Source organism: Endozoicomonas sp. ISHI1 (assembly GCF_024606225.1).
GTDB lineage: Bacteria > Pseudomonadota > Gammaproteobacteria > Pseudomonadales > Endozoicomonadaceae > Endozoicomonas_A.
This window is the reverse complement of the sequence record NZ_JAGRPU010000091.1, coordinates 1-5,566: the sequence shown is the minus strand read 5'-3', so window position 1 is coordinate 5,566 and position 5,566 is coordinate 1. Positions and strand designations below refer to the sequence as shown.

At 50.6% G+C, this 5,566-nt stretch carries 3 protein-coding genes; all 3 read left to right on the top strand.

Translation table 11 applies throughout. From position 1 onward, the window contains the following. Positions 1-1,130: C2H2-type zinc finger protein (locus KBW69_RS23045; protein WP_257282462.1), on the top strand; the 1,130-nt coding region annotated here is incomplete at its 5' end. Positions 1,131-1,348: 218 nt separating this feature from the next. Beyond that, positions 1,349-3,016, top strand: a complete 1,668-nt coding sequence (locus tag KBW69_RS23040; RefSeq protein WP_257282458.1) for a C2H2-type zinc finger protein — start codon at positions 1,349-1,351, stop codon at positions 3,014-3,016. A gap of 251 nt (positions 3,017-3,267) precedes the next feature. Further along, a partial coding sequence (locus tag KBW69_RS23035) for a C2H2-type zinc finger protein (protein WP_257282457.1) occupies positions 3,268-5,566 on the top strand: 2,299 nt, incomplete at its 3' end.

Genomic DNA, 5,566 nt, shown 5'->3' with positions numbered 1-5,566 from the left:
CAAATGCTCAAGCCCTATCGAATCACAAAAGTCACTATCACACCGGAGAGAGAACCTGCCCTGAGTGCCAGAAGACTCTGCCAAACGCTCAAGCTCTGGCGGATCACAAAAGAAAAGATCACAGCCCGGAGCAAACCTGCCCTGAGTGCCAGAAGCCCCTGCCAAACGCTCAAGCCCTGTCGAATCACAAAAGGCAATATCACACCCCGGAGCAAACCTGCCCTGAGTGTCAGAAGACCTTGCCAAACGCTTATGCCCTGTCGAATCACAAAAGTCGATATCACACTGGAGAACAAACCTGCCCTGAGTGCCAAAGGACTGTGCCAAGTGCTCAGGCCCTGTCGGCTCACATAAGAAAAGTTCACACCCGGGAGCAAATCTGCCCTGAGTGCCAGAAGACCCTGCCAAACGTTCATGCCCTGTCGGTTCACAAAAGAAAAGATCACACCCCAGAGCAAACCTGCGCTGAGTGTCAGAAGACCCTGCCAAACGCTCATGCCCTTACGAATCACAAAAGTCAATATCATACCGGAGAACAAACCTGCCCTGAGTGCAAGAAGACCCTGCCAAACGTTCATGCCCTGTCGGTTCACAAAAGAAAAGATCACACCCCAGAGCAAGTCTGCGCTGAGTGTCAGAAGACCCTGCCAAACGCTCAAGCCCTGACGGCTCACAAAAGTCAATATCACACCGGAGAGCAAACCTGCCCTGAGTGCCAGAAGACCCTGCCAAACACTCAAGCCCTGTCGAATCACAAAAGAAAAGATCATACCGGAGAGCAAACCTGCCCTGATTGCCAGAAGACCTTGCCAAACGTGAATGCCCTGTGGGATCACAAAAGAAAAGATCACACCCCAAAGCAAACCTGCCCTGAGTGCCAGAAGCCCCTGCCAAACTTGAAAGCCCTGTCGGTTCACAAAAGTGAATACCACACCGGAGAGCGAACCTGCCTTGAGTGCCAGAAGATCCTGCCAAACGCGAAAGCCCTGACGGATCACAAAAGTCAATATCATACCGGAGAGCAAACCTGCCCTGAGTGCCAGAAGACCCTGCCAAACGCGAGAGCCTTTTCGGATCACAGAAGGCAACACCGAAAACGAAAGCTTGATGATGCAAAGTCAAGTAATTGACTTCCGCTTGTCACAGGCTAAGGGGTGAAGGGCTAAACGTTTTTTACGACAGTCATCAGGTATAAAACATCGGCGTTTCAGTAAAATTTCTGCATATTTGAAATGGATGGGAGAATCCATGAGCCACTCTGTTTTAGTTCCTTGCCCCATATCCTCTGGTCTATCCTCACTGCTCCTACCCATAAAAAGCAAAGGATAGAACCATTAAAAGTCTACTTTTGCACGTATTGATCGTTGTGCCATTCGTCTGCACGGTTGAGTCACAGACCTACCGTTTTATCGTTGAGGTTAACCAGAACGGGGCTTCGACAAGCCAGAGTTTTTCTATAAAAACTGAGCCGGGCACATTATCTGCGATGCCAATCAACGATGGGGGAGCGATGCAAAACGAACCATCATACATTACCCGCACAAACGGATATTCAGAGTCAGGCTCACCGCCTGATGACAAACCCTGTAGGCGAAACAAATTTCAGATCATCACTTGTATGTACGGAACGGGCGGAGGGAACTATTCCCGGACAACGGGGCAAGAGGATCATGGTCAGTCATTCAATAGGCATTCAGAAAAACCTCATTATCTATACGACAACGAACATAATGATGAAAATTCGGGCCGACCTACCGACTCCCGACATAGCCTTGACGAAAATTGCCATCAACAGCCCTGTTGTCATCGGCAAGGACGCTGTATCTTCTCTCCATACACAACTATCTGGTGTCGTTCAATCTCAGACGACTCTTTCGCTTGCAGAACAGATGTCCATGTGCAAACAGACGATCAGGAGTCTGGCCCGGTAAGCCATCCTGCCGGAGGTCCGACAGTTGTCTCGGGAGCTGACAGTACAACCGGTCCATCATTAACATTAAATCCACCTCCTGCGAAAAAACAAAGGAAGGCAGACTCCAAAAAATACCAATGTGATCACCCCGGCTGTGAAAAATCATTTGGCTCTCAAGCCTCATTGAGCACTCACAAAAGTCTATATCACACCGGAGAGCGAAACTGCCCTGAGTGCCAGAAAATCCTGCCAAACGCACAAGCCCTATCGGTTCACAAAAGAAAAGATCATACCCCAGAGCAAACCTGCCCTGAGTGCCAGAAAACCCTGCCAAACGTTCAGGCCCTGTCGGTTCACAAGAGTCAATATCACACCGGAGAGCAAACCTGCCCTGAGTGCCAGAAGCCCCTGCCAAACTTGAAAGCCCTGTCGGTTCACAAAAGTGAATACCACACCGGAGAGCAAACCTGCCCTGAGTGCCAGAAGACCCTGCCAAATGCGAAAGCCCTGTTGTATCACAAAAGAAAAGACCACACCCCAGAGCAAACCTGCCTTGAGTGCCAGAAGACCCTGCCAAACGCTCTGGCCCTGTCGGCTCACAAAAGAAAAGATCACACCCCGGAGCAAACTTGCCCTGAGTGCCAGAAGATCCTGCCAAACGCTCAAGCGCTGTCGACTCACAAAAGAAAATATCATACCCCAGAGCAAACCTGCCCTGAGTGCCAGAAGACCCTTCCAAACGCGAGAGCCCTGTCGGATCACAAAAGTCAATATCACACCGGTGAGCAAACCTGCCCTGAGTGCCAGAAGATCCTGCCAAATGCTCAAGCGCTGTCGAATCACAAAAGAAAAGACCACACCCCAGAGCAAACCTGCCCTGAGTGCCAGAAGGTCCTGCCAAACGCGAAAGCCCTGACGGATCACAAAAGAAAAGACCACACCCCAGAGCAAACCTGCCCAGAGTGCCAGAAGACCCTGCCAAACGCTCAAGCCCTGTCGGCTCACAAAAGTCAATATCACACCCGAGAGCAAACCTGCCCCGAGTGCCAGAAGACCCTGCCAAACACGAAAGCCTTTTCGGATCACAGAAGGCAACACCGATAACGAAAGCTTGATGATGCAAAGTCAAGTAATTGATTTCTGCTTGTCACAGGCTCAGGGGTGAAGGGCTAAACGTTTTTTACGACAGTCATCAGGCATAAAACATCGGCGTTTCAGTAAAATTTCTGCATATTTGAAATAGATGGGAGAATCCATGAGCCACTCTGTTTTAGTTCCTTGCCCCATATCCTCTGGTCTATCCTCACTGCTCCTACCCATAAAAAGCAAAGGATAGAACCATTAAAAGTCTACTTTTGCACGTATTGATCGTTGTGCCATTCGTCTGCACGGTTGAGTCACAGACCTACCGTTTTATCGTTGAGGTTAACCAGAACGGGGCCTCGACAAGCCAGAGTTTTTCTATAAAAACTGAGCCGGGTACATTATCTGTGATGCCAATGACCGATTGCAGGCCGATGCGAAGCGAGCCATTACACATCACCCGCACCAACGGATATTCAGGGTCAGGCTCACCACCTGATGATAAACCCTGCAGGCGAAAAAAATTTCAGATCATCACTTGTATGTACGGAACGGGCAGCGGGAACTATTCCCGGACAACGGGGCCAGAGGGTCATGGTCAGTCATTCAATGGACATTCAGAGAAATCGCATTATCTATACGACAACGGCCATAACGATGAAAATTCGGGCCGACCCACCGACTCCCGACATAGCCTCGACGAAAATTGCCATCAACAGCCCTGTTGTCATCGACAAGGATGCTGTATCTTCGCTCCATCCACAACTATCCGGTGTCGTTCAACCTCAGATGACTCTTTCGCTTGCAGAACAGATGTCTATTTGCAAACAGGCGATCAGGAGTCTGGCCCGGTAAGCCATCCTGCTGATGGTCCGACAGTTGTCTCGGGTGCTGACAGTACAACCGGTCCATCACTAACATTAAATCCACCTCCTGCGAAAAAACAAAGGAAGGCAGGCTCCAAAAAATACCGATGTGATCACCCCGGCTGTGAAAAATCATTTAGCTCTCAAGCCTCATTGAGTACTCACAAAAGTCAATATCACACCGGAGAGCGAAACTGCCCTCAGTGCCAGAAAGTCCTGCCAAACGCACAAGCCCTGTCGGTTCACAAAAGAAAAGATCATACCCCAGAGCAAACCTGCCCTGAGTGCCAGAAGATCCTGCCAAACGTTCAAGCCCTGTCGGTTCACAAGAGTCAACATCACACCGGAGAGCGAACCTGCCCTGAGTGCCAGAAGATCCTGCCAAACACTCAAGCCCTGTCGGATCACAAAAGAAAAGATCATACCCCGGAGCAAACCTGCCCTGAGTGCCAGAAGATCCTGCCAAACGCTCAAGCCCTGTCAGATCACAAAAGAAAAGATCACGCCCCGGAGCAAACCTGCCCTGACTGCCAGAAGACCCTGCCAAACTCTCAAGCCATGAAGGTTCACAACAGAAAAGATCACACCCCGGAACAAACCTGCCCTGAGTGCCAGAAGACCCTGCGAAACGCTCAAGCTCTGTCGGATCACAAAAGACAATATCACACCGGTGAGCAAACCTGCCCTGAGTGTCAGAAGATCCTGCCAAACGCGATAACCCTGTCGATTCACAAAAGAAAAGATCACACCCCGGAGCAAACCTGCCCTGAGTGCCGGAAAATCCTGCCAAACGCTCAAGCCCTGTCAGCTCACAAAAGAAAAGATCATACCGGAGAGCAAACCTGCCCCGAGTGCCAGAAGACCCTGCCACACGCGCTCGCCCTGTCGGCTCACAAAAGTCAATATCACACCGGAGAGCGAACCTGCCCTGAGTGCCAGAAGATCCTACTAAACGCTCAAGCCCTGTCGGATCACAAAAGAAAAGATCATACCCCGGAGCAAACCTGCCCTGAATGCCAGAAGACCCTGCCAAACTCTCAAGCCATGAAGGTTCACAACAGAAAAGATCACACCCCGGAGCAAACCTGCCCTGAGTGCCAGAAGACCCTGCGAAATGCTCAAGCCCTGTCGGATCACAAGAGAAAAAATCATACCGGAGAGCAAACCTGCCCTGAGTGCCAGAAGATTCTGCCAAACGCGAAAGCCCTGTCGGCCCACAAAAGAAAAGACCACACCTCAGAGCAAACCTGCCCTGAGTGCCAGAAGATCCTGCCAAACGCGAAAGCCCTGACGGATCACAAAAGTCAATATCACACCGGAGAGCAAACCTGCCCTGAGTGCCAGAAGACCCTGCCAAATGCTCAAGCGCTGTCGAATCACAAAAGAAAAGACCACACCCCAGAGCAAACCTGCGCTGAGTGTCAGACGACCCTGCCAAATGCACATGCCCTGTCGAATCACAAAAGTCAATATCACACCGGAGAACAAACATGTCCTGAGTGCAAGAAGACCCTGCCAAACGTTCATGCCCTGTCGGTTCATAAAAGAAAAGAACACACCCCAGAGCAAACCTGCCCAGAGTGCCAGAAGACCCTGCCAAACACGGAAGCCCTGTGGGATCACAAAAGAAAAGACCACACCTCAGAGCAAACCTGCCCAGAGTGCCAGAAGACCCTGTCAAACGCGAAAGCCCTGTCGATTCACA